The organism is Cupriavidus pauculus (genome assembly GCF_008801835.1).
Lineage (GTDB): Bacteria > Pseudomonadota > Gammaproteobacteria > Burkholderiales > Burkholderiaceae > Cupriavidus > Cupriavidus pauculus.
Map to the genome: position 1 here is coordinate 518,902 of NZ_VZOW01000001.1, position 21,826 is coordinate 540,727.

General features: G+C 66.3%; 21 protein-coding genes. 16 read left to right on the plus strand and 5 right to left on the minus strand.

Annotated elements, in window-relative coordinates; all coding sequences use genetic code 11:
- Nucleotides 1-11 precede the first annotated feature (11 nt).
- Entirely contained in the window at nt 12-905 is an 894-nt protein-coding gene (gene prmB / locus F7R19_RS02235; protein WP_150979223.1) for a 50S ribosomal protein L3 N(5)-glutamine methyltransferase, read from the plus strand.
- Between the two features lie 119 nt (nt 906-1,024).
- Here the strand turns inward: prmB and F7R19_RS30100 are convergent, their stop codons facing one another.
- Nucleotides 1,025-1,555 carry an RcnB family protein gene (locus F7R19_RS30100; protein ID WP_223505755.1) on the minus strand — a complete coding sequence of 177 codons (531 nt, stop codon included), beginning with the start codon at nt 1,553-1,555 and terminating at the stop codon, nt 1,025-1,027.
- Between the two features lie 348 nt (nt 1,556-1,903).
- Here F7R19_RS30100 and F7R19_RS02245 point away from each other — a divergent pair, with 348 nt between their 5' ends.
- The 14 genes from F7R19_RS02245 (at nt 1,904) to F7R19_RS02310 (ending at nt 17,839) form a co-directional block, all read left to right on the plus strand.
- Nucleotides 1,904-2,728, plus strand: a complete 825-nt coding sequence (locus tag F7R19_RS02245; RefSeq protein ID WP_150979224.1) for a FadR/GntR family transcriptional regulator — start codon at nt 1,904-1,906, stop codon at nt 2,726-2,728.
- Nucleotides 2,728-3,753: an L-idonate 5-dehydrogenase gene (locus F7R19_RS02250; RefSeq protein ID WP_150979225.1), complete on the plus strand. Its 1,026-nt coding sequence runs from the start codon at nt 2,728-2,730 to the stop codon at nt 3,751-3,753. Before F7R19_RS02245 ends, F7R19_RS02250 begins: the two co-directional genes overlap by 1 nt.
- 86 nt (nt 3,754-3,839) lie before the next feature.
- Entirely contained in the window at nt 3,840-4,838 is a 999-nt protein-coding gene (locus F7R19_RS02255) for a sialic acid TRAP transporter substrate-binding protein SiaP (RefSeq protein WP_407648760.1), read from the plus strand.
- Nucleotides 4,839-4,920: 82 nt separating this feature from the next.
- Nucleotides 4,921-5,544, plus strand: a complete 624-nt coding sequence (locus F7R19_RS02260) for a TRAP transporter small permease (protein WP_150979226.1) — start codon at nt 4,921-4,923, stop codon at nt 5,542-5,544.
- 12 nt (nt 5,545-5,556) lie between these two features.
- Nucleotides 5,557-6,960, plus strand: coding sequence for a TRAP transporter large permease (locus F7R19_RS02265; RefSeq protein ID WP_150979227.1), 1,404 nt, complete (start codon nt 5,557-5,559; stop codon nt 6,958-6,960).
- The gene (locus F7R19_RS02270; RefSeq protein ID WP_150979228.1) at nt 6,957-8,060 is read left to right on the plus strand and encodes a mandelate racemase/muconate lactonizing enzyme family protein; all 1,104 of its coding nucleotides are present in this window, start codon (nt 6,957-6,959) and stop codon (nt 8,058-8,060) included. Before F7R19_RS02265 ends, F7R19_RS02270 begins: the two co-directional genes overlap by 4 nt.
- A gap of 28 nt (nt 8,061-8,088) precedes the next feature.
- Nucleotides 8,089-8,844, plus strand: coding sequence for an SDR family oxidoreductase (locus F7R19_RS02275; protein WP_150979229.1), 756 nt, complete (start codon nt 8,089-8,091; stop codon nt 8,842-8,844).
- A gap of 80 nt (nt 8,845-8,924) precedes the next feature.
- Nucleotides 8,925-10,466 (plus strand): UxaA family hydrolase, encoded by a 1,542-nt coding sequence (locus tag F7R19_RS02280; RefSeq protein ID WP_150979230.1) that lies wholly within the window; start codon nt 8,925-8,927, stop codon nt 10,464-10,466.
- A gap of 31 nt (nt 10,467-10,497) precedes the next feature.
- A complete protein-coding gene (manD, locus tag F7R19_RS02285) occupies nt 10,498-11,709 on the plus strand; it encodes a D-mannonate dehydratase ManD (RefSeq protein ID WP_150979231.1) in 1,212 nt (403 codons plus the stop codon).
- Nucleotides 11,710-11,718: 9 nt separating this feature from the next.
- The gene (locus F7R19_RS02290) at nt 11,719-13,254 is read left to right on the plus strand and encodes a mannitol dehydrogenase family protein (RefSeq protein ID WP_150979232.1); all 1,536 of its coding nucleotides are present in this window, start codon (nt 11,719-11,721) and stop codon (nt 13,252-13,254) included.
- Between the two features lie 51 nt (nt 13,255-13,305).
- Complete coding sequence (locus F7R19_RS02295; protein WP_170292549.1) at nt 13,306-14,100, plus strand: hypothetical protein; 795 nt, start codon at nt 13,306-13,308, stop codon at nt 14,098-14,100.
- Nucleotides 14,101-14,269: 169 nt separating this feature from the next.
- The gene (locus F7R19_RS02300) at nt 14,270-15,574 is read left to right on the plus strand and encodes an MFS transporter (RefSeq protein WP_150979234.1); all 1,305 of its coding nucleotides are present in this window, start codon (nt 14,270-14,272) and stop codon (nt 15,572-15,574) included.
- Between the two features lie 6 nt (nt 15,575-15,580).
- Nucleotides 15,581-16,807 carry a metal-dependent hydrolase family protein gene (locus F7R19_RS02305; protein ID WP_150979235.1) on the plus strand — a complete coding sequence of 409 codons (1,227 nt, stop codon included), beginning with the start codon at nt 15,581-15,583 and terminating at the stop codon, nt 16,805-16,807.
- 129 nt (nt 16,808-16,936) lie between these two features.
- Entirely contained in the window at nt 16,937-17,839 is a 903-nt protein-coding gene (locus F7R19_RS02310; protein WP_150979236.1) for a LysR substrate-binding domain-containing protein, read from the plus strand.
- A 57-nt stretch (nt 17,840-17,896) separates the two neighbouring features.
- Here F7R19_RS02310 and F7R19_RS02315 read toward each other — a convergent pair whose 3' ends face one another.
- Nucleotides 17,897-18,991 (minus strand): M14 family metallopeptidase, encoded by a 1,095-nt coding sequence (locus F7R19_RS02315; RefSeq protein WP_150979237.1) that lies wholly within the window; start codon nt 18,989-18,991, stop codon nt 17,897-17,899.
- A 75-nt stretch (nt 18,992-19,066) separates the two neighbouring features.
- Nucleotides 19,067-19,804, minus strand: a complete 738-nt coding sequence (locus F7R19_RS02320; protein ID WP_061959416.1) for a hypothetical protein — start codon at nt 19,802-19,804, stop codon at nt 19,067-19,069.
- Here F7R19_RS02320 and F7R19_RS29645 point away from each other — a divergent pair.
- Nucleotides 19,791-19,961: a hypothetical protein gene (locus F7R19_RS29645; protein ID WP_157779602.1), complete on the plus strand. Its 171-nt coding sequence runs from the start codon at nt 19,791-19,793 to the stop codon at nt 19,959-19,961. The two genes, F7R19_RS02320 and F7R19_RS29645, sit on opposite strands and share 14 nt — an antisense overlap.
- Here F7R19_RS29645 and F7R19_RS02325 read toward each other — a convergent pair.
- Together F7R19_RS02325 and F7R19_RS02330 are read right to left on the minus strand one after the other, a co-directional pair.
- Entirely contained in the window at nt 19,954-20,781 is an 828-nt protein-coding gene (locus tag F7R19_RS02325; RefSeq protein WP_150979238.1) for a M55 family metallopeptidase, read from the minus strand. The two genes, F7R19_RS29645 and F7R19_RS02325, sit on opposite strands and share 8 nt — an antisense overlap.
- Complete coding sequence (locus F7R19_RS02330; protein ID WP_150979239.1) at nt 20,778-21,824, minus strand: DmpA family aminopeptidase; 1,047 nt, start codon at nt 21,822-21,824, stop codon at nt 20,778-20,780. The genes F7R19_RS02325 and F7R19_RS02330 overlap by 4 nt, the downstream gene beginning before the upstream one ends.
- Between the last annotated feature and the right edge of the window lie 2 nt (nt 21,825-21,826).

The window sequence follows — 21,826 nt, forward strand, 5'->3', positions numbered from 1 at the left end:
CGACACCCGCCATGCCTACCCCATCCCCTCTGCGAACCGTCCGCGACCTGCTTCGCCTGGCGGTGTCGCGCTTTATCGCCGCCAAGCTGTCGTTTGGCCACGGCAGCGCCAATGCCTACGACGAAGCGGCCTATCTGGTGCTGCATACGTTGAGCCTGCCGCTCGATACGCTCGATCCGTTTCTCGATGCACGACTGCTGCCCGAAGAAATCGACGCTGTGCTGAAGGTGATCGACCGTCGCGTCACCGAACGCGTGCCAGCCGCCTACATCACGCATGAAGCGTTCATGCACGGCTTGCGCTTCTACGTCGATTCCCGCGTAATCGTGCCGCGCAGCTTTATCGGCGAATTGCTGCAGGACGGTCTGCAGCCGTGGCTTGGCGACGTCGAGGAGATTGGCCCGGTACTGGAGCTGTGCACGGGGTCTGGCTGCCTGCCGATCATCGCCGCGCACGTCTGGCCCAATGCGCATGTCGATGCCGTCGATATCTCGTCCGATGCGCTCGCCGTGGCGCGTCGCAATGTGGCCGACTACAAGATGGAGGATCGCATCGCGCTCTATCAGGGCGATCTCTACGCGCCGCTGCCGTCGGGCGCCACGTACGACGTGATCCTGACCAATCCGCCCTATGTGAACGAGCAGTCGATGCGCGACCTGCCGGCCGAATACCTGGCCGAGCCGCGCATCGCGCTGGCTGGCGGTGACGACGGCATGGACATCGTCCGCCGTATCGTCGCCGGCGCGAAAAAGCGCCTGAATCCGGGCGGCGTGCTGGTGGTGGAAATCGGCAATGAACACGCCAACGTGCAGGCTGCGTTCCCGGAGCTCGATATCGTGTGGCTGTCGATCAGTGCCGGCGACGATCAGGTGTTCCTGGTCACGTACGACGCATTGCCCGACTGAGAGGAGCGGATCGCCCCCTGCGCGCGCCGGCGCAGGCGAAACATCCGGTCGCCCAATAAAAAACGCGCCATGAGTGATCATGGCGCGTTTTCGTTTGGCAAGGCGCGCGCAATGGCGCGTCACATGCCGCCAGGGCCGACCGAGTAAATCGTGCCGTTGGACGACACCTGGTAGTAGTCGGCGCCAACCCCCACCCAGTGATAACCCTTCTTCGGCGCGGGCAGGTTGTAGTCCTTGAACTTGTCGATCACGTATTGCCGGTCACGGAACTCCGTGGGCAGCTTTTGCCCCTTGCTCCATTTCTGCGGCGTATACGGCGATTGCGCGCCCATCGGCATGCTGCCGCTGCTGCCGGATTGCATCCCTTGCTGCATACCGGGCTCCATGCCCTGCTGCATCGATCCGGGGCGCGATGGCGCCATGCCGCGTGGCGGGGTGCCGCCACGTGCCGGCGGCATCGGCGTGGCCGACGGTGGCATCGCGCCAGCCTGTCCGGGCGACGGCATCGGGGTCGGGCCCGACGGCTGGCTCTGGCCCGGCATCGGTTGCATCTGGCCCTGCATCGGCTGTTGCTGCTGCGCCTGCGCGAACGGCATGGTCAGCAGACCGGCGGCGACCATGACGGCGGGTATTAACGTCTTCGTTTTCATCGTGATCTCCTCACAGATGGAACACGGCAGACTGCCCGCGAACCGGACAGCCCCAACCAAGCTTAGTAGCAATTGCGGGGCCCGCATTGTCAGATATGCGGAAATCGTCCGAACAATGACGTTTTTTGCCAATCGATTCAGGTACTTGGGCCACCGCGGTGAAATCGGCGCAAGTCCGCGTGCCCGTTCCCGAATGCTGGCGCACGCAGATTCGGCCAGTATCGTGTGTAGCAATTTCCGCGACCGTGCTGCGGCGCGGCACATCTTCTTCTTGCGGCCATGCTGAAAGTTTCCTAGAAATTGGTCAGACCGCTTGACCATTTGTCCGCTGCTCGCCCGGGAAACCCCATGCCGCTTCAGCAGATCGAACCGCGTCGCCTGTACCGCCAGATTGCCGACCAGTTGCGACGGCTGATCGAAGGCGGCGAGTTTCCGGTGGGGTCGCGCCTGCCGCCCGAGCGCGACCTAGCGGCGCAACTTGGTGTGTCACGCCCATCGGTGCGCGAGGCGTTGATCGCGCTGGAAGTGGAAGGGCTGGTCGAAGTGCGGATGGGCTCCGGCATCTACGCCTGCGCCGCGGACCCCGCGCCGCTCGCCACGCCCGCCGGCAGCGTGATGGCCGAGCCGCCGCTGGATGTCATCCGCGCGCGCCAGACCATCGAGGGCGAAATGGCCGCCAACGCCGCGCGCCAGTGCACGCCCGCGCTGCTCGATGCGCTGGCCGCATCGGTGGCCATGATGGAAGAAGAGGCCGCCGGGGGCAATATTCCCGTGCGCGGCGATCGCCTGTTCCACCTGCGCATCACGGAAGTGTCCGAGAACGCTGTGCTGTCGCGGCTGGTAGCCGAGTTGTTCGACGAACGGCACAACCCGCTGTTCGCGCAGTTCGGCAATCATTTCGAGAACGCGGAAAGCTGGTCCGCCGCCATCGCCGAGCATCGCGCCGTGATCGCCGCAATCGCGTCGGGCTCGCCGGACGCGGCGCGCGCCGCGATGTGCGATCACCTCGAACAATCGCACAACCGCTTCTACGCGGCGTGGCCCGGCCATGCCGACGGCGCGACGCAACCCGCGCCATCAGCGCCAGCCGGCCCGACGTCTCCGGCACGCCAGCGGCGCAGGAAATCCGCGAAGGCCGATGTCGGCGCCAACACGCTCAGCGAGGAATCGTGATGTCCCTGACCTGCCATATCCACGCCAGCGAAGACCTGCGCTTCAGCGATGTCGCCCCCGTCGCGCCCGGCCCGCACGAGGTGCTGGTTCGCCTGGGCGCCGCCGGTATTTGCGGATCGGACCTGCACTACTACTTCCACGGCAAGGTGGGCGCATTCGTGATCAAGGAGCCGTTGACGCCTGGGCACGAGGCGTCGGGCATTGTCGAAGCCGTGGGTAGCGCCGTGACGCGCGTCGCGCCCGGCGTCAAGGTCGCCATCAATCCGTCGCACGCATGCGGCCAATGCGATTACTGCCGCACCGGGCGCGACAACCTTTGCCGCAACATGCGCTTCCTGGGCAGCGCCAGCATCTATCCGCATGTGCAGGGCATGTTCCGCCAGCACTTCCTGATGCACGAGCAACAGCTCACGCCTGTGGACGCCGACATCTCGCTGGGCGAGCTTGCCTTCGCGGAACCATTGTCGGTGGCGCTGCATGGCGTCAATCGCGCGGGCGAACTACTCGGCAAGACCGTGCTCGTAACCGGCGGCGGCACCATCGGCAGCCTGACGGTGATGGCGGCGCGCCTCGCAGGCGCGGCGCGCATCGTGGTGTGCGATATCGCCCAGCGTCCGCTCGATGTGGCGCGCGCGGTCGGTGCCGATGAAACCATCCAGACATCGCAGCTCAGTCCCGACGCACTGCGTGATATCGCCGACGTCAGTCTGGAAGCCGCGGGCAGCGCGGCGGCGCTTGGCACCTGCCTGGCTGCCACGCGCCGCGGCGGGCGCATCGTCCAGGTCGGCACGCTGCCGGCCGAAGGCCTGCGTTTTCCGGCCAACGACATCATGGCGCGCGAGCTCGACTACGTCGGCGCCTTCCGTTTTGGCCGCGAGTTCGACTGGTCGGTGCGCTATCTGACCAGCCGGCGGCTCGATGTACGCCCGCTGCTGTCGGCACAGCTGCCGCTGGCGCAGGCCGTGGACGCCTTCCATCTGGCGGCCGACAAATCCCGCAGTACCAAGGTGCAGTTGACTGGCTGAGGCGCGCGCCTCGCAACCGACCGGCCCGACCGACAACGCCATACCAACAAGGGCCGGCGGCTTCAACCAAAAACAGGAGACAACCCATGATGCGAATCCGCCGGCAGTTCTCGTGCATGCTTGGTGCGGGCATGCTGCTCGCCGCCACTGCGTTCTGCACGCCCGTCCTGGCGCAACAGGCGCCGATCAAACTCAAGTGGGCGCACGTATACGAGACCTCGGAGCCGTTCCACAAGTGGTCGGTATGGGCCGCCGATGAAATCAAAAAACGCAGCAACGGCAAATATCAGATCGATGTCTTCCCCGCGTCGCAGCTCGGCAAGGAAAACGATATCAACCAGGGCCTGGCGATGGGCACGGTGGACATCATCATCTCCGGCTCGAGTTTCGCGGCCAAATCGTTTCCGCGTATCGGCGTGACGTACTACCCGTACACGTTCCGCGATCCGGCGCATCTGCTGGCCTATACGAAGAGCGACATCTACCGGGAACTGACCACTGGCTACGAACAGAAAACCGGCAACCATATCGTGGCGACCACGTACTACGGCACACGCCAGTCCACCTCGAACAAGCCGTTCTCGCATTGCGCGGAAATGAAGGGCCTGAAGATGCGCGTGCCCGATGTGCCCGCCTATCTGGCGATGCCGCGCGCGTGTGGCGTCAACACATCGCCGATTGCGTTTGCGGAGGTCTATCTGGCCCTGCAGAACGGTACGGTCGAAGCGCAGGAAAACCCGCTGACGACCATCGAGGCAAAGAAGTTCTATGAAGTGCAGAAGTACATCGTGCTGACCGGCCATATCGTCGATCACCTCAACACGGTGATTTCCGGATCGCTGTGGAAGCGGCTGTCGGAACCGGAGCGCAAGATGTTCGGCGAGGTGGCGCAGGAAGCCGCCGCCCGCGCGAGCGCCGACGTGGAAGCGCGCGAAAAGGAACTGGTCGCCGTGTTCAAGCAGAAAGGCCTCACGGTCACTCCGGTCAGCGTGCCCGAATATCGCGACGCCGTGCTCAAGAACGTGAGCTTCGAATCGCAGGGATATCGCCAGGCCGATTGGGAAAAGATCCAGGCGGTGCGCTAGACGCGCGCCGGGCCACTTCGCCCTTCCCCGGGGGCCTGTCCCGCAGCACAGCCCTGCCCTTCAGCAGAACGGAGCCGATGCGATGCAAATGCGATCCCAAGCCATGGACGGCAATGCGCCCGCCCAGCCGCCGTCCGAAGGCGCGCCGCACATGTCCTCGGTCGAGGAAATCGTCCAGAGTTTCGAAGAGGCCGATGCGCAACCGGTGGACCTGTCTGGCTACGCTGCCGAGGACTGGTTCAACTTCGGCTTGTTCTGGCTGATGACACTGCTGGTCTTCCTGCAGTTCTTCACGCGCTACGTGATGAACGATTCGCTGGCGTGGACCGAGGAACTGGCCACCTACTGCCTGATCGGCGTGGTGTTTATCGGCGCATCGATGTGCGTGCGCAAGAGCCGCCATATCCAGGTGGACCTGCTGTATCGCTACCTGCCGCACCGCCCGGCGCGCGCGCTGTCGACGCTGGTCGACGTCGTGCGCACGGCTTTCCTCGGCTATGCGGTGTATCTGGTGTGGCGCTTCATCGGCATCGTCGGCGACGAGCCGATGACCACCGTCGCGTGGAACAAGAGCTACGTCTACTGGCTTGCCCTGGCCGGCTTCGTGCTGATGACCGCGCGCTCGCTGCAGGTGACGTGGCAGAACTGGCGTAACGGATATTCGATCCTGGAACGCCCCGCGGCGTTCGATGCGCTGGACAACTGAGGAGCAGCGGCAATGTGGATCCTGATTGCATCGTTTCTGCTGTTGATGCTGGTGGGCATGCCGGTCGCGATGTCGATGGCGCTGGCGTCGCTGTTCTATATCTGGGCCAGCGGCACGGCGCCCGACGTCATCCTGGCCCAGCGCATGATCGCCGGCGTCGAGAGCTTTCCGCTGCTGGCCGTACCGTTCTTCATCCTGGCCGGCAACCTGATGAACGTGGCCGGCATCACCGGGCGCATCTACAACTTTGCGGTGGCGCTGGTCGGCTGGATGCGCGGCGGGCTCGGCCACGTCAACATCATCGGTTCGGTGATCTTTTCCGGCATGAGCGGCACGGCCATCGCCGACGCGGCGGGGCTGGGCACGATCGAGATCAAGGCGATGAAGGACCACGGCTACGAAACCGAATTCGCGGTGGGCGTGACCGCCGCATCGGCCACGCTGGGCCCGATCATTCCGCCTTCGCTGCCGTTCGTGATCTACGGGATGATGGCCAACGTCTCGATCGGATCGCTGTTCCTCGCGGGCATTGTGCCGGGGCTGGTGCTGACGCTGTTCATGATGGCGACGGTGGCGTGGATCGCGCACCGGCGCGGCTGGGGCGGCGACACCGCATTTTCGTGGAAGCTGCTCCGCGCCGCCTCGATGGAAATCGTCGTGGTGCTAGCGTTCCCGCTGGCGATCTGGCTGGCCGTGTCGGCCGGCGTATCGACCAATACGGCCGCGATGATCGCGCTGGTGGTGCTGCTGGCGCTCGACTGGTATTTCGATTTCTCGGCCGTGATGGCGCTGATGGCGCCGGTGATCCTGATCGGCGGCATGACGCTCGGCTGGTTCACGCCCACCGAGGCGGCCGTCGCCGCCGTGATATGGGCGCTGTTCCTTGGCCTGGTGCGCTACCGGTCGATGACGATGCGCGCGCTGGCGCGCGCCACGCTGGACACCATCGAGACCACCGCGTCGGTGCTGTTCATCGTCACGGCCGCGTCGATCTTCGCGTGGTTGCTTACGACCAGCCAGGCCGCGCAGGCGCTGACGGACACGATCCTCGGTTTCACGCACAACAAATGGGTGTTCCTGCTGCTGGCCAATGTGCTGATCCTGATCGTCGGCTGCTTCATCGACACCACGGCGGCCATCACCATCCTTGTACCGATCCTGCTGCCGATCGTGCTCAAGCTCGGCATCGACCCGATCCACTTCGGGCTCATCATGACGCTGAACCTGATGATCGGCCTGCTGCATCCGCCGCTGGGCATGGTGCTGTTCGTGCTGGCGCGCGTGGCCCGGCTGTCGGTGGAGCGCACCACCATGGCGATCCTGCCCTGGCTCGTGCCGCTGTTCTTGACGCTGATCGCCATCACCTACGTGCCGGCCATCACGCTGTGGCTGCCCGGCCTGGTGGGCAGCAAATGACAACGATCACTCATGTCGATCTGATCCAGGTGGATCTGACCCCGCCGGTGGCGCGCTCCGATGCCATCCAGTCGTTCGCCACGCAGGAAACGCCGCTGGTCCGCATCCGCTGCGCGGACGGCAGCGAAGGTATCGGCTACAGCTACACGATCGGCACCGGCGGTTCGTCGGTCATGGCGCTGCTGCGCGACCATCTCGCGCCGCAGCTGATCGGCCGCGATCCGGCACCTATCGAGTCCATCTGGCGCGACCTGCTGTTCAGCACGCACGCCACCTCGGTGGGCGTCATCACCAGCCTGGCGCTGGCCGCCATCGATACGGCGCTGTGGGACTGGCGCTGCCGCCGCGACAACCAGCCGCTGTGGCTGGCCGCGGGCGGCGCCCACTCGCGCGTGCCGGTCTACTCGACCGAGGGCGGCTGGCTGCATCTGTCGCAGCGGGCGCTGGTGGAACAGACGCTGGCCGCGCGCGAAGCCGGATTTCTCGGCGCGAAGATCAAAGTAGGCAAGCCGCAACTGGCCGACGACATCGAGCGGCTCCATGCCGTGCGCGAGGCGGCCGGTGCGCATTTCGCGCTGATGATCGACGCCAATCAATGCTTCACCGCGTCCGAAGCGGTGCGACGCGCCGCGCATTTTTCCGGGCTTGGGCTCGGCTGGTTCGAAGAGCCGCTGCCCGCTGACGATGTCGCTGGTCACGTCCGGCTGGCTGCGTCCACGCATCTGCCGATCGCCGTGGGCGAGTCGCTGTATTCGATCGGCCAGTTTGCCGATTACCTGCGCCTCGGCGCGTGCTCGATCGTGCAGGCCGATGTGGCGCGCATCGGCGGTATCACGCCGTGGATCAAGGTGGCGCATCTGGCCGAGGCGTGCAACGTCTCGATCTGCCCGCATTTCCTGATGGAACTGCATGTGTCGCTGTGCGCGGCCGTGCCCAACGCGGCGTGGCTCGAATACATCCCGCAACTCGACGCGATCGCGCACAGCCGCGTGGCAATCATCGATGGCCACGCCCGGCCGCCCGATGCGCCGGGACTTGGCATCGCGTGGGACTGGCCCGAAATCGAGCGCCGCGCCAAGGCGCGCGCGAGCGTTTCCTGAACCGCTTACGCTTATCAAGGAGCTATCCATGTCGAATCGACTCGCCGGCAAGACGGCGCTGGTCACGGCCGCCGGACAAGGCATCGGCCGCGCCACGGCCGAGGCATTCCTGCGCGAGGGCGCACAGGTCATCGCTGCCGATATCAACGCCGAAACCCTGGCCGGATTGGCCGCGCTGCCGGGCTGCCGCACGCTGCGGCTCGATGTGACCGACGGCGCCGCAGTCGACGCCGCCGCGCACGAAACGGGCCGCATCGACGTGTTGTTCAACGGCGCGGGGTTCGTGCATCACGGCACGATCCTCGAGTGCGATGCCGAGGCTTTCGACTTCTCGATGAACCTGAACGTGCGCGCGATGTATCGCATGATGCGCGCGTTTTTGCCGGCGATGCTCGACGCCGGCGGCGGATCGATCATCAACATGGCGTCGGTGGCGGGCAGCATCAAGGGCGCGCCCAACCGCTTCGTGTACGGCGCGACCAAAGCCGCCGTGATCGGCATGACCAAGGCGGTGGCCGCGGATTTCATCACGCGCGGCATTCGCTGCAATGCCATCTGCCCGGGCACCGTCGAATCGCCTTCGCTGCGCCAGCGCATCAGCAATCAGGCGGCCACCAGCGGCAAGACGCTGGCGCAAGTGGAAGCCGATTTCATCGCGCGCCAGCCGATGGGACGCATTGGCACCGCTGCCGAAATCGCCGCGCTGGCCGTGTACCTGGCATCCGACGAATCGGCCTTCACCACCGGCACCGCGCAGATCATCGACGGCGGCTGGTCCAACTGAGCGGCCTAACTAAACGGCCCAACTGAGCGGGCCCTGCTACACAGGCCCAGAACAACGCAGGCCCCAAACAGGAGTGGCGCATGTCAGCCGCACCCGCCGCGATCCGGATCCATCCCGCCGACGATATCGTCATCGCCTGCCGGCAGTTGCTGCCCGGCACCGTATTGCCCGAGGAAGGCATCACCGTGGCCGGCATGGTGCCGCCCGGTCACAAGGTGGCCGTGCGTGCCATCGCAGCGGGCGCGCCGGTGCGCCGCTACAACCAGATCATCGGCTTTGCGCGCCAGGCCATCGTACCGGGCCAGCACGTCCATACGCATAATTTGGCGATGGGCGATTTCGCGCGCGACTACGCGGCCGGCAGCGACGTCCACGCGACGCCCGCCGCCAGCGATGCCGCCACGTTCGACGGCATCGTGCGCGCCGACGGCCGCATCGCCACGCGCAACTACATCGGCATCCTGACATCGGTAAATTGCTCGGCCACCGTAGCACGTGCAATCGCCGATCACTTCCGGCGCGACATCCACCCCGAGGCGCTCGAAGCGTTTCCCAACATCGACGGCGTGGTGGCGCTCACGCACGGCGCGGGCTGCGCCACCGACAGCGATGGCGAAAACCTGCGCGTGCTGCGCCGCACGCTGGCCGGCTATGCGCGCCATGCCAATTTTGCCGCCGTGCTGGTGGTGGGACTCGGCTGCGAGACCAACCAGATCGACGCGCTGCTCGACGAACCGGGCATGGCGGCGCTGGCTGCCGGCACGCGCTTCCATAGCTTTAATATCCAGGACACGGGCGGCACCGCAAAGACCGTGGCGCGCGGCATCGGCATCGTGCAGGCGCTGCTTGACGACGCCAACCGCGTCACCCGCCAGCCGGTATCCGCCAGCCATCTCGTGGTCGGGCTGCAATGCGGCGGGTCGGACGGCTATTCGGGCATCACGGCCAATCCCGCGCTGGGCGCGGCGGTGGACCTGCTGGTGGCGCAGGGCGGCACGGCGATCCTGTCGGAGACGCCCGAGATCTACGGCGCCGAACATCTGCTCACGCGCCGCGCCGTATCGCCCGACGTGGCCGCGCGCCTGATCGCGCGCATCCGTTGGTGGGAGCAATACACCGCGCGCAATGCCGGCAGCATGGACAACAACCCATCGGCCGGCAACAAGGCCGGCGGCCTGACCACGATCCTCGAAAAATCGCTTGGCGCGGTGGCCAAGAGCGGGACGACGAACCTGGTCGACGTCTACGAGTTCGCCGAACCGGTCCGCGCGCATGGGCTGGTGTTCATGGATACGCCCGGCTACGACCCGGTGTCGGCAACCGGCCAGGTGGCGGGTGGCGCCAACCTCATCTGCTTCACCACGGGGCGCGGATCGGCCTATGGCTGCGCGCCGTCGCCATCGTTGAAGCTGTCCACCAACAACGCGCTGTGGCAGCGGCAAGGCGAGGACATCGACATCAATTGCGGCGACATCATTGACGGCGCGTCGACCATCGCCGAGAAAGGCGCCGAGATTTTCCGGCTGATGCTCGATACCGCGTCGGGCCGCAAGACCCGCAGCGAAATCCACGGGTACGGCCAGAACGAATTCGTGCCCTGGACGCTGGGCGCGGTGATGTAACGGTTACGTCTTTCCCTATCCGGAGACCTGCATGAAGATCACCAACGCGCGCGTCATTGTGTGTAGCCCGGGCCGCAACTTCGTCACGCTCAAGATCGAAACCGATGAAGGACTGACGGGCATTGGCGACGCCACGCTCAACGGCCGCGAACTGGCGGTGGTCAGCTATCTGCAGGACCACGTGATTCCGTGCCTGATCGGCCGCGATCCGCACCAGTCCGAAGACATCTGGCAATACCTGTACCGTGGGGCGTACTGGCGGCGCGGCCCGGTAACGATGAGCGCGATTGCAGCGGTGGATACCGCGCTGTGGGACATCAAGGCCAAGGCCGCCAATCTGCCGCTGTACCAGTTGCTGGGCGGCAAGAGCCGGACCGGCGTGATGGTCTACGGCCACGCAAACGGCAGCGATATCGCGCACACCGTCGACGAAGTGCTGCGCTACAAGGAAATGGGCTACAAGGCGATCCGCGCGCAATCGGGCGTGCCGGGACTCAACAAGGTCTACGGCGTATCGCGCGACCGCTTGTTCTACGAGCCCGCCGACGCCGACCTGCCGTCCGAACACGACTGGAGCACCGAGCGCTATCTGGAACACACCCCGCGGCTGTTCGAGGCGGTGCGCGAAGCGGTCGGCCCGGACATCCACCTGCTGCACGACGTGCACCATCGCCTCACGCCGATCGAGGCGGCGCGGCTCGGCAAGTCGCTGGAACCGTATCGCCTGTTCTGGATGGAGGACGCCACGCCGGCCGAGGACCAGCGCGCGTTCCGCCTGATCCGCCAGCACACGGTCACGCCGCTGGCCGTGGGCGAGATCTTCAACAGCGTCTGGGATTGCAAGACGTTGATCGAGGAGCAACTGATCGACTACATCCGCGCCACGGTCGTGCACGCGGGCGGCATCACGCATTTGCGGCGCATTGCCGACTTCGCGGCCATGCATCAGGTACGCACCGGCTGCCATGGCGCCACCGACCTGTCGCCGGTGTGCATGGGCGCGGCGCTGCATTTCGATATCTGGGTGCCCAACTTCGGCATCCAGGAATACATGCGCCATACCGAGGAAACCGACGCGGTCTTCCCGCACAGCTATAAGTTCGCCGACGGCATGCTGGTGCCGGGCGATGCGCCGGGCCACGGCGTGGAGATCGACGAAACGCTGGCCGCGAAGTACCCTTACCAGCGTGCGTATCTGCCCGTGAACCGGCTCGCGCACGACGGCACGTTGTGGCACTGGTAGGAGAGGACCATGAGCGATATCACGCAATTGCCACGGCTGCATCCGGACCGGCTCGGCGCGCTGCCCGCCGCGGTGCGACGGCCAGCCTATCCGCGCGAGCAGCTGCGCGCAGGCATCGTGCATCTGGGCGTGGGCGCGTTTCATCGCGGCCACCAGGCCGAGATCACCGAGACCGCCATCGAGGCCGCCGGTGAACGCGGATTGCAGTGGGGCATCGTTGGCGTATCGCTGCGTCGGCCCGATACGCGCGACGCGCTCAAGGCGCAGGACGGTCTCTATACACTGTCGCTGCGCAGCGCCGATACCGAGCAGTTGCGCGTGATTGGCGCATTGATCGATGTGCTGGTCGCCGAAGAAGACCCCGAGGTGGTGCTCGACCGCATCGCCCATCGCGATACGCGCATCGTCAGCCTTACTGTCACCGAGAAGGGCTATTGTCACGATCCCGCCACGGGCGCGCTGAACCGCGAGGATCGCGGCATCGTCGAAGATCTGTCCGGCCCCGCGCATCCGGTTACGGCGATCGGCTACCTGGCGCGCGGCCTGCAGCGCCGCATGGAACGCGGCCTTGGCCCGGTGACGCTGCTGTCGTGCGACAACCTTGCCAGCAACGGCGACACGCTGCGCGGCGTGCTGCTGGCGTTCTGCGCCGAGATCGATCCCGCACTGCGCGATTGGGTTGCGGCGCGCTGCACGTTTCCCAATTCGATGGTCGACCGCATCGTGCCGAAGACGACGGCCGACGATATCGCGCGCGTATCGGGCGCGCTGGGGCGCTACGACGCATGGCCCGTGGTCGGTGAACCGTTCTTCCAGTGGGTCATCGAGGAGCGCTTCGCAGCGGGCCGGCCCGATTGGGAAGCGGGCGGCGCGCAGTTCGTCGCCGACGCCAAGCCGTTCGAAGTTCTCAAGCATCGCCTGGTCAACGGCAGCCAATCGATGATGGCGTACATGGGCGTGCTGGCGGGCTGGCCCACCACCGACCGCGTGATCGCACAGCCGGCCGTGCGCACGTTCATCTCCGACACCATGGCGCGCGAAACACAGCCCACCTTGCCGCCGTTGCCCGGGCTCGACGTCGACGCATATCGCGCCAGCCTGCTGCCGCGTTTCACCAACCCTGCGCTCGGGCATCGCACGCGGCAGATCGCCATGGACGGTTCGCAGAAAATTCCGCAGCGCCTGCTTGCGCCGATCCGCGAGCGCATCGCGGCCGGGTTGCCGTTTCCGCGCCTGGCGCTGGGCGTGGCCGCCTGGCTGCATTTCCTGCGCGGCTACGACGAAGCTGGCAACGCGTTCCCGATCGAAGACCCACTGGCTCAGCCGCTGGCTGCCGCCATGGCGCAGGCGGCACGCGACACCGAAAAGCTGTTCGATGCACATGCGCGCGAGCGGGCGCGCGTGCGCATCATCGCCGGCTTCGCGCCAGTGTTTGGCGATCTGGGCCAGTCGCGTGAATTCGTCGATACCGTGGCTACGCAACTCGAAGCGCTATGCGCATATGGCGTCACAGGCGCCCTGACCCGCATCAACCAGACGGCATAAACGGCGCATGCGCGAATCGCCGGCAGCATAATCGCGGATCCTTGGATCACCGTGCGCGCACCGATGACATTCCCTTCAAGACTGGCGGCCCCGATCTCTGCCTTGCAGGCCACTTTCCTTCCCCGCTGGATCACCGGCCTCTCCATCGCCCTCCTCGCCGGCCTTGTCTCGGTGCTGCCTGCCAGAGCCCTCGCCGCCGACCCCGTCTATGACGACTACGACGCCTTCTACGGCGCCCTGCCGGGCGCCGTGTTCGACACGCCGCTGACCACTTCGGACAACACGCTCTACTCCTATGCCGATCGGCCGGGCATGTACGTGGATGCGCAAACCTCGTTTTACGGCCAGCGCCTGAAGATCGAGATCGGCGAGGACCGCATCGTCGTCAACGGCAGGGATTTCCGCTTCAGGCGCGCCACGACATTCCGACGCGAGCAATTTTCGAAAATCTATCCCGCAAGTGCCACCGTGTTTGCCTCGGACGCCAACGGCAATCGACCTCCGATGCTATGCGTGACCGGTCATAGCGACGGCTCCGGCGAAGCGAATCGCCACGCGCAGATCTACCTGCTGCTTGACCCGCTGGGCATTCGCGGGCGGCCGCGGCTGCTGCATCTGCCGAGCCTGCTGTCATCGTGCCGCGCCGTGATCGCAAGCGAGTCCGGCGAGCTGCTGTTTCCGAAGAACACCTACGTCATCGATACCGAGGGCGAGGCCCGCACCGGCCTGTTGATTTCGTACTACACGTTCCGGAGCAGGTTTGTCGCCGCGGATCGGCCGCCGCTGCGGCTGCGCTTTGCCGAACCCGAGAACCCATTCCGTTTTACCGTGCAAAACGGCGATTGAGATCTGATGCATTCCGGCCGGCGCGCGGCTGGTATGCGCTGGCGTCATGGCGGCATGCGCAGAATTCGTTTCCGGTGTCACGACGCCGCCCCTAAGATCGGGCAAGCCCAACGGCCAGCCCCCACAAGCGCGGGCGCGCCGCAGCGGCGTTCAGGAGGAAAGGAGAGACATGCAAGCCAGCGCCCCCATCTATACCGGCACGGGGCCCCACATCGGGGCCAGCCAACGCCGCCGCGCCATCATCGCCACGGTGATCGGCAACGGTCTCGAATGGTTCGACTTCACGGTGTACAGCTTCTTTGCCGTGATCATCGCCAAGCTGTTCTTTCCCACCGGCAATGAACTGTCTTCGCTGCTGCTGGCGGTGGCCACGTTCGGCGTGGGATTCTTCATGCGGCCCGTGGGCGGCATCATCCTCGGCGTCTACGCCGACCGCGTCGGCCGCAAGGCGGCGCTGTCGCTGACCATCCTGCTGATGGCGGCCGGCACCACGCTGATCGGCATCGCGCCCACCTACGACCAGATCGGCCTGTTCGCACCGCTGCTGATCGTCCTCGCACGGCTGATGCAGGGCTTTTCCGCCGGCGGCGAAATGGGCGGCGCCACGGCCTTCCTGACCGAATACGCTCCGGAACACCAGCGCGCCTACTATTCGAGCTGGATCCAGGCCAGCATCGGCGTGGCGGTGCTGCTCGGCGCGGCCGTCGGCACCTTCGTCACCGCGACGCTGAGCCCGGAGGCGCTCAACAGCTGGGGCTGGCGGCTACCGTTCCTGATCGGCATGATCATCGGGCCGGTCGGCTTCTATATCCGCCACAACCTCGATGAAACGCCGACGTTCCAGGCCACCACCGACAAGACCGATTCGCCGCTGACCGAAGTGCTGCGCGACTACCCGCGCCAGACCGCGGCCAGCTTCTCGATGGTGATCCTGTGGACGGTCTGCACCTACGTGCTGCTGTTCTACATGCCGACGTATGCCGTGAAGGTGCTCAAGGTGCCGCAATCGACGGGCTTTATTGCCGGCATGGCAGGCGGACTGGCGATCATGGTGTTTGCACCCCTGGTTGGCATGCTGGCCGACCGCATCGGCCGCCGCGGGCTGCTGTCCGGCGCCGCCGCGCTGATCTTCGTGCTGGCGTGGCCGATGTTCGCGTACATCAACCACACGCCGGGCCTGGCGTCGCTGCTCGTGTTCCAGCTGGTGTTCGGCGTGCTGATCGCCGCGTACACCGGCCCGATCCTGGCCGCGTTTGCCGAGCTGTTCCCGGCCAAGGTGCTGTCGACGGGCCTGTCCGTGGCCTACAACCTGGCCGTGACGATCTTCGGCGGCTTTGCGTCGTTCTTCATCACATGGCTGATTGCCAGCACCGGCAGCACCATGGCGCCGGCCATCTACGTGATGATCGCCGCGGCCATCAGTTTCTGCGGCACGCGCCTGGTGCGCGAGCCCGCCTACCTCAACAAGAAGTAAATCCGCATGACCCAGATCCTGCTCAAGGGCGGCAACGTCCTGGACCCCGTACGCGGCGCACTGCTGGCGCGCCATGATGTGCTGATCGACGGCGAGCGCATCGTCGAGGTATCCGCCGCTGCAATCAGCGCGCCGCACGCCAAGGTGATCGACGTGAGCGGCAAGACCGTGATGCCCGGGCTGATCGACCTGCACGTCCATGTGCTGGCATCGCTCGCCAACCTGGGCATCAACGCCGTGCAGCCCAACGTGCTGGTGGCGTTCCGCGCCATGCCGATCATGCGCGGCATGCTCGAACGCGGCTTCACCACCGTGCGCGATGCGGGCGGCGCCGACTGGGGCCTGTCGCAGGCCGTCGCCACCGGACTGATTCCGGGCCCGCGCATCTTCCCGTCGGGCAAGGCGCTGTCGCAGACTGGCGGCCATGGCGATTTCCGCCCGCGTTCCGACACGCTGGAGCCGTGTTCGTGCGCGTTCCGTGCCGGCGCGATTGCCCGCGTGGTCGACGGCGTCGACGCGGTGCGTCTGGCGGTGCGCGAGGAAATCCAGAAAGGCGCCACGCAGATCAAGATCATGGCGTCCGGCGGCGTGGCATCGCCGACCGATCCGATCGGCAACACGCAGTACAGCGAAGACGAAATCCGCGCCATCGTGGCCGAAGCCGAGGCTGCGCAGACCTACGTGATGGCCCATGCCTACACCGGCCGCGCCATCACGCGCGCCGTCCGCTGCGGCGTGCGCACCATCGAGCACGGCAATCTCGTGGACGCCGCCGCGGCGCGCGTGATGCGCGAGCATGGCGCGTTCGTCGTGCCCACGCTGATCACCTACGACGCGCTCGCGCGTGACGGCGCACGCCTGGGCCTGCCGGCCGATTCGGTGGCCAAGATCGAAACCGTGCGCCAGGCCGGCCGCGATTCGCTGGCGATCTACGCCGAAGCCGGTGTGCCGATGGGCTTCGGCTCCGACCTGCTCGGCGAAATGCATCAGTACCAGTCCGAGGAATTCCTGATCCGCGCGGCGCTGCTCGGCAATGCCGAAGCGCTGCGTTCGGCCACCTCGATCGCGGCGCAGATCCTGCAGCGCGAAGGCGAACTCGGCGCAATCCAGGCCGGTGCGCTGGCCGATGTGCTGGTGGTCGACGGCGATCCGCTTGCGGACATCGGCGTGCTGGCCGGCCCCGCATCGCGCATCGAGCTGGTCATGCAGGCCGGCAAGATCCACAACGCATAACGGACGGCGCACCGCGTAGTGCGCGCTGGAGCGCGCTTCGCGGGCACACCTTAGAAGCCGTCGCGCCCCGATGGCATGGGGCTTGCGTCTATCATTGGCAGCAACCTCGCCATTGATGACGCCTGCCCCATGCGCATTTCCCCGCTCCCGCCGCTTGCCTGCCTGGTCGCCTTCGAATCGGCGATGCGGCACGGCAGCTTCACGCGCGCCGCCGCCGAACTCCATCTCACGCAAAGCGCGATCAGTCGCCAGGTGGCGCAGCTCGAGCGCTTTCTCGGCAAGAAACTGTTTATCCGCGAACCGCGCGCGTTGCGGCTGACCGTCAGCGGCCAGCAATACGCCGAGCAGGTGCAACGCCTGCTGGTCAGTTGTGCGCAAGCCACCGAGGACGTCATGAAGCGCAAGGGCCAGGTCGAATTGACCGTGGCCTGTTCGTCGGGCGTCGCCGTGCTGTGGCTGACGCCGCGGTTGGCCGCGTTTCGCGCGCGGCATCCCGATTTTCATGTGCGGCTGGTGGTCAACGACAGCCTGGCGTCGCTGTCGGACACCGATTTCGATATCGGCCTGTATTACCTGCGCGAAGGCGCGCCGAGCGGCATGGCCGCGCGCCGCCTGTACGACGAAGAGGTGTATCCGGTCTGTGCGCCGTCCTACCTGGCCGGCAGGCGGCTCGCCGTCGCCGACCTGCCCAGGGAGTCGCTGCTGGTACTGGAAGACGCCCAGCGCATCTGGATGTCGTGGCCTGCATGGTTTGCACGAAACGGCCTGCGTGAAACGCGCTTCGAGCGCGAACTCGTGGCCAATACCTATCCGGTGCTGGTGCAGATGGCCATCGAAGGCCAGGGCATCGTACTGGGGTGGGAACACATGATCGACCGCTGCGTGGCGGCCGGACTGCTGGTGCGCGCGTGCGACGCCAGCGCGTCGCTGGGCGGCGGCTATTACGCCGTGTGGCCGCGCGACCGTGCCGAGCCGGCGGCGGCGCGCGCCTTCCGCCAATGGTTGATCGAGGAAAGCGGCGCGGATGCGTGAGTCGAGCGCAGCGCGCCCATCAATGGCCGAATCACAGGCGCCTGAACCACATCGCCGCTATGACGTCAGCGCCTTGCGCACGGCATCGGTCACCTGCGTCACCACGCCTTCGCGCCAATCGTCGGCGTCGCCATAGAACGCACGCCACACCGCGTCCTTGATCAGCGCGCGCTGATTCTCGTCGGCCTCGGGATGCACGTGCAGCCAGTGGTCGCCGCGCAATGCATCGAGTACTTCCGACAGCGGCAACGTGCCGAATTCGAGCGCGATGCCGGCGTAGTCGATCGACGGCAACGTCTGCGGCACGGCCAGCCACGCCAGTCCGGTCAGATTGGCCGATGACGACGAGCCGTCATAGATCGAGGTCACGCTGGCGCCCCAGATCGTACGGGCGCGCGCCAGATGCGCGTTGTCGTCCGGGCCCATATAGATTGGCTCGCCGTAGCCCCAGGGACCCAGCCCGGTATGCACGTCGATCCAGCGCAACGCGCTGCGGCCCGCGCCGAAGCGCGCCAGCACGCGGCGCAGCGTGTAGTTGCTCCACGTGGCCTTCTGCCCGCCGAAGAACATGCCGTGCGGATCCTGATATTGCCCGGCGCTGACCGCGGCCTGATACCACGGCATCCCTTTGCGCGCCACGGCCGTCATCAGCGCGGTGTGCTCGTCGCACGACGGCGGCCATTGCGATGGCAGCAACAGCGGCGCCACTTCCGCATAGGCCGGATTGAGCGGCAGCGGCCGATCGAAATCCATGAAGTTGCGGTTCAGGTCGACGTTGTCCTCGTTGACGCGCCGCAGATGCGAGAAACCATAGGGATTGACCGCGTGCACCAGCATCAGCGCCACGCCGGCGCGCCGGCAGTCCGCATGCAGCGCGGTGTCGTCGAGCATCGCCACCTGCGCGCCGGATCCGCAAAACCCCTCGGCGCCGTGCGTGCCCGATGTCACCAGCACCACGCGCTGCGCCTGCGCATCGCCAAGCCATGCGACATCCATCGCCAGCGTTTCGCCATCGCGGCCGGTCTCGGTGGGATGTGGAAATTCGGTCAGGGAAGCGCCGCACGCGTGCGCGGCATCGAGAAATTTTTGCCGCGCTTCGGCATAGCTGCGGGCGAAATACCGCGCGGAACGAACCTTCGGACTGGCAGCCATGGCGGGACGTTGGACCGGGGCCGAGTGGGGATGCCGTCAATGTAACGCCATTCGCCCCCGGATTGCCAGACGGCGCTAGAAACGTTCGGCCGCGCCGTCTTCGTCAGGCCATGCGGAACGGAATGCATGCGGATGCATGACGATGCCAGCCGCTTCGATCTGCGCGGCGGATAACACCAGATGTCTGGCCAGCCAGTCATGCAGGCTGCGCAGAAAACGTATGCGATCCACGCGGTTCGATGCGGCAATCAGCCACTCGAGCTTGACGTGCGCGGTGTAGACATCGAGCAGGTTGACGCTCTTGAGCTTGGGCGGCGTGGCGGGACTGCGTTCGATCGCCAGCACGCGCTGCGCTTGTGCCTGCGTCAACGGACGCCCAGCGGCGATCTGCTGGTAGAGGTCGTCGAGCGCGGCAAAGCGCACCGTCGGCTGCACGCGCGGCACCGATGCGACCTTTTCCATGCGCAGCACGACATAGCGCGTAGCCGCGTTGCGACGCTCCAGTTCCAGTTCCGCGGCGGTCGGCTTGCGGCGCGGCAGCGGCGCGAGCGCGGCGTCGAGGCGATGGATGGCGTCGCGCTCGGTATAGTCGGGAATCTGGTCGAGCATGCCCGGCACCGCCAGCGCGGCCCGCGCGCATTCCAGGCCGAACGGATACTCGTGGCCGTCCGGGCCGCGCAGGATCCATGCGTGGCCTTCGGGGAAGCCATGATGCCGCCCACCCTTGGCACTGCGCGCATGGCAGCGTGTGGTCGACGGATCGGCAAAGTCCTTGCGAACGGGAATCCAGCTCCCGTGCATGGGTGAAGTCATCGGCGTGGCAAATGGGAAAACGGCCGGTATTGTCCCACTGTTTGGTCATCTTGCCGTTTTCCCGCGCGGATCGGCACGCCGTTATCTTGCAGCACCGATCTGGGCGAATCCCTTCGGCTCCGCGCATTTCCGCGCAGGCGCCACGCCGATCACTTGAGCATGAAAGACATCGCCGAGCAGCAGTTCAGCATCCGCACGGCGGCCTGCACGCTGGGCGCGACAAACGACAGCGTGACGCCGTCCACACGTTCGAAGGTGGGCCATTGGCAGAACAGGTCGGCATGCGCGGTGGTCTGCGTCTGCAATCGGCACGTCACCGGTCCGGCCAGCTCCAGGCAGCGCGCCTGCGGATGAGCGATCGCCTCGCGCGTCACGGCCTGCGCGGCGGCGGCAATCGCCTCGCGCGCGGCCCCTGGCGACAGCGTGGTGCCACTGCCCTGCCCGCCAGCCGTCTTGGTCTGCACGAAGCGCACCCAGGGCATCAGCGGCTGGGTCTCGGCGATGAAGACGTCGTCGCCGCTGGCCATCAGCACCGGCACGTCGAACTCGCCGGCCAGCGCCGCGTAGATGCCGGCCTCGCCCAATTCGAGCCCATTGAACCAGACCCGCGCGAAGGCGCTGCTGTTGATCGTATGCGCCAGCACGCCGCGGCTCTGCGCACGGCTGTGGTAGCCGATCATGAACACGCCGTCACAGTCCTGCTCGACGCCGGCCATCATGCTCAGGTAGCGCGGCTTGCCCAGCACCAGCTGCGCGCGCGGATCGATCTGGTCGGGCAGCAGGTTGCGAAAGCCGCCATGCGAATCGTTGACCAGCACGGCCGTGGCGCCGCCCGCGAACGCGCCCTGCACGGCCGCGTTGGCCTCGGCGGTCATCCATGCGCGGGCGCGTTCATATTCGCCGTTGCCGGCGCGCGTCTGTTCGGTGTGGAATACGCCGGCCACGCCTTCGATATCGGCGGAAATCAGAATCTTCATGCGATCAGGTCTTGCAACGTCTCGCGCAGCGCGCGGCGGAAATGGCCATCGCGGCCATGGACGGTTTCGGCGTGCCACAGCGCACTGACGATGGCTTGTTCGACGCAGTCGGCCACGGCACGGAACAGCGGATCGATCCGCGCTTCATGCACCATCGCCACAGCGGGCATCGGCGTTTCGGCGCGATGCGGAACGGTATAGGCCGTCGAGAAGGCCAGCGCGATATCGCCCGAGCCATGCCCGTAGACCGACCCGGTCCGTGCCAGGCCGGCGCCGGCGCGCATCGCCAGGCGACGCAGTTGCCGCGCATCGAGCGGCGCGTCGGTGGCCACGATCATGATGATTGAGCCCTTCTCGGGCGATTTTTCCTGCTGCAGGCGCGCGGCGAGCGCATCGCCCAACGGCCGGCCGGCAAACACCAGCGATTCCGGCGTGCCGAAATTGGCCAGCACCAGCGCGCCAACGGTATGGCCGCCGGCGACACGCGACGCGCTGCCAATGCCGCCTTTCAGACCGAACGACGACATGCCGCGTCCGGCACCGACCGCGCCTTGCGCGAACTGCGCTGCCGCGGCGCCCAGTGCGGCGTCATAGTGCTGGGCTTGCACCGCCATGGCCTGGATATCGTTCAGATAGCCGTCATTGCATTCGAACACCAGCGGATTGACGGTGGGCCATGCGCGGCCGATGTCGGGATTGTCGGCAATCGCAGCGCGGATCTGTGCCTGCGCGACAGCGCCCACCGAAAAGGTATTGGTAAGCGCGATCGGCGTCTCGAGCACGCCAAGTTCATCGACCTGCACCAGCCCGATGCTCTTGCCGAAGCCGTTGATCACGGCGGCGGCGGCGGGCGTCTTGTCGACATAGACATTGCCCGGGTGCGGGCGGATCACCGTGACGCCGGTCTGGCAGGCGCCTTCGGCAAGCGTGCAATGGCCCACCGTGACGCCGGGCACATCGGTGATCGCATCGCGCGCGCCGGCAGGCAGACTGCCGACAAACGGTGCAGGCGGCGCGATGCGCGCATGGGACGTGTCAGGCATGG